Source organism: Anoxybacillus sp., assembly GCF_036834105.1.
Classification (GTDB): domain Bacteria; phylum Bacillota; class Bacilli; order Bacillales; family Anoxybacillaceae; genus Anoxybacillus.
In genome coordinates, this window is record NZ_DAITON010000205.1 from 1 (window position 1) to 2,749 (window position 2,749).

3 protein-coding genes are annotated in these 2,749 nt (G+C 44.0%); 1 reads left to right on the forward strand and 2 read right to left on the reverse strand.

What is annotated here, in order from left to right; all coding sequences use genetic code 11:
• Together V7Z64_RS12880 and V7Z64_RS12885 are read right to left on the reverse strand one after the other, a co-directional pair.
• Positions 1–1,330, reverse strand: a 1,330-nt coding sequence (locus V7Z64_RS12880) for a SpoIID/LytB domain-containing protein (protein ID WP_297990948.1), incomplete at its 3' end; no start/stop codon positions are given.
• Between the two features lie 2 nt (positions 1,331–1,332).
• Positions 1,333–1,551: a hypothetical protein gene (locus V7Z64_RS12885; protein WP_003398446.1), complete on the reverse strand. Its 219-nt coding sequence runs from the start codon at positions 1,549–1,551 to the stop codon at positions 1,333–1,335.
• Between the two features lie 224 nt (positions 1,552–1,775).
• Here V7Z64_RS12885 and V7Z64_RS12890 point away from each other — a divergent pair.
• The coding region (locus tag V7Z64_RS12890; RefSeq protein ID WP_334110674.1) for a glycosyltransferase family 4 protein at positions 1,776–2,749 on the forward strand (974 nt) is incomplete at its 3' end.

Sequence of the window (2,749 nt, forward strand, 5' to 3'; positions counted from 1 at the left end):
TCACTTCAATACCTTTATAATAATATTTCAAAATTTGATCGTATGTGAACCCTTTTTCAGCCATAGCGCGCGCGCCCCATTGGCTCATGCCGAGCCGGTGTCCCCAACCATTTCCTGTAAATGTGAATTCCGTTGGAGTTGTTGGGTAATATATCGTTTCATTTGGTGTGCGAATGGAGGCGTTTCCGACTGTAATAAGTGTTTGACCACTATTTGTTTGAATCGCATATCCAGCGAGGTGATCGAGCGTTTGTTCTGAATCGTCCGCCCGTTTCACTTTGACGTTTGCATTTCCCTTTACATCAAAGGCAATACTTTTTAAGGAGACGCCGAAAAACGAACGGAACGCATCTGGCGACGAAACGAATGAAGGGCGAGCTTGAACGACTCGTTTTTGCCCTGTTGCAGCATTGTACACCGTCGCTTCCATTTGTTGAACGCTTCCGGCATTCGTTTTTTGTGTAACGCGAAGCGATACAACTTGCTCATTTGTTAGCTTAAACTTGGATGATACAATGTTTGCTGCAGCTTTTGTATTCCATCCGTAGTGTGGGTTGCTTGCATGGCGATCGTACGGATCGGAAACAGAACGGATGTACGGAACGGCTGAGCTCCATACGTTCTCGCTATTTTCCGTATTTCCACCAGAGCTTGAGTGAAAATAAGCGGAAATCGGTTCGTTTTGGTACGTCGCATATACGCCTGCTGTTTCATTTACTGCCGCAGTAGAAGTAGCTTGCTCTTTCGACTTCCCGCCATATACTTGACTTGCTACTGTCATTTGCAAAAACGACGATTTTTTCAATTGGGCATACGCATAGCTGCGCGCTGCGACCGCTTGTGCTTTTAGCGCTTCTTTATGCCAAGAAGCAGGCATTTCCCCGGGGACAACTCCTTTTAAATAATCTTCCATATCTAACGTATTAAATAAGTTTGGTGCTGTCGCCCCGGGGGTAATTTCAAATGAGCCGCGATAGGTGACGGGTGCGGACGTACCTCCTGCTTGTTGAATGCTGCCGATCGTGACGTCATGTTGTTCGTTTCTTGTTACTTCATCTAATAAAAAGCCGCTTGTTGACGTGTACGAAACGCCATTAATTGTCGCGACGACTGCTCCGTTCGTTTGGGAAAAGGCAATCGGATTTGTAAACGGGATGACTTGTTTCGTTTTTATATCGATCAGTTGATAGTTCCCATTCACCGTTGCTAAAAACGTTGCAGTCGGCAATAGTTTTACTTTTACAGGCGTTGGGTACGAAGCGGCGGCAACTGTCTGTGGAATGAGCAACAGTATGCTAAACACAAAACATATCCAGCGAACGATTTTCATATTTATTTCGCCGCCTCTAATTGTTGTTTTAGCTTCTCGACTTCTTGTTCGAGCTGTTGCACGCGCTGTTCTAATTTTGTCACTCGTTCATTTAACGGATTGATTTTTGCTAGTACCCATTCCACACTTGCGAGTACAGGTTCGCTGTTCGCTAACGCTTTTGATGCAGAAACAGTCAGCATCGCGGCAAGCAACATGATGGCGATCGTTTTTTTTCTCACTTTTTTCTCCTCCCTTATTCTATCTATCTCCCATTATAGCAAATGATTTCAACAAAAAGCGTGAAAATGTAACAAAATTCTAGCTTTCTATTTTCCATTTGTCGATTTTAAAATTTATGGTATAATGTCTGATAGGTTTGTGAAAAAAGATGGTAGAAAGTGTTACTTCTCATATCGTCATCGTTTGAAAAAATCGGGAATGCTAACGAATAGGGAGGTTTCCTATGGTTTATTTCACCTTGTTTCTTTGTTTTGTCGTAGCGGTGCTTATTACGCCTGCTGTGAAATGGCTGGCGTTTAAAGTCGGAGCAACGGACAAGCCGAATCAGCGCAAAGTGCATCAAAAAATTATGCCACGTTTAGGCGGACTAGCTATTTTTATTAGCTTTATCGTTGGTTACGTTGTATTGCAACCAAATAGCCCATACGCCACCTCAATTGTGATCGGAGCGACGATCATCGTGTTGACAGGTGTGCTTGATGATATGTATGAGTTGTCGCCGAAATGGAAGCTATTCGGTCAAATAGCGGCCGCAGTCGTCGTCATATACGGCGGCATTCGCATTGACTTCATTAACTTACCATTTGGCGGCCATTTAAACTTCGGTTTATTAAGCATCCCGATTACGATGCTTTGGATTATCGGCATTACAAACGCGATTAATTTAATTGACGGTTTAGATGGACTCGCAGCAGGAGTGTCTTCGATCGCGCTTGTTACCATCGCTGGAATGGCAGCAACGATGGGGAATACGTACGTATTCGTTTTCGCGATGAGCTTATTATTGCTCGGAAGCACGCTCGGCTTTCTTTTATATAATTTCCATCCGGCGAAGATTTTTATGGGTGATACGGGCGCATTGTTTTTAGGCTATATGATTTCTGTATTATCGCTTCTCGGTTTCAAAAACGTTACGGTGTTTTCGTTAATTATCCCGATTCTCATTTTAGGGGTGCCGATTTCGGATACGCTGTTTGCGATTGTGAGACGCATTGTAAACAAGCAGCCGTTATCAGCGCCAGATAAATCGCATTTGCACCATTGTTTATTACGTCTCGGTTATAGTCATCGCCAAACAGTGCTCATCATTTACGGCATGGCGGCGATGTTCGGTTTAGCGGCCGTTTTATTATCGAAAGCGACGATGTTTGGCGCGCTCGTCGTGATCGCATTCGTCTTGCTTGTCGTTGAACTTGT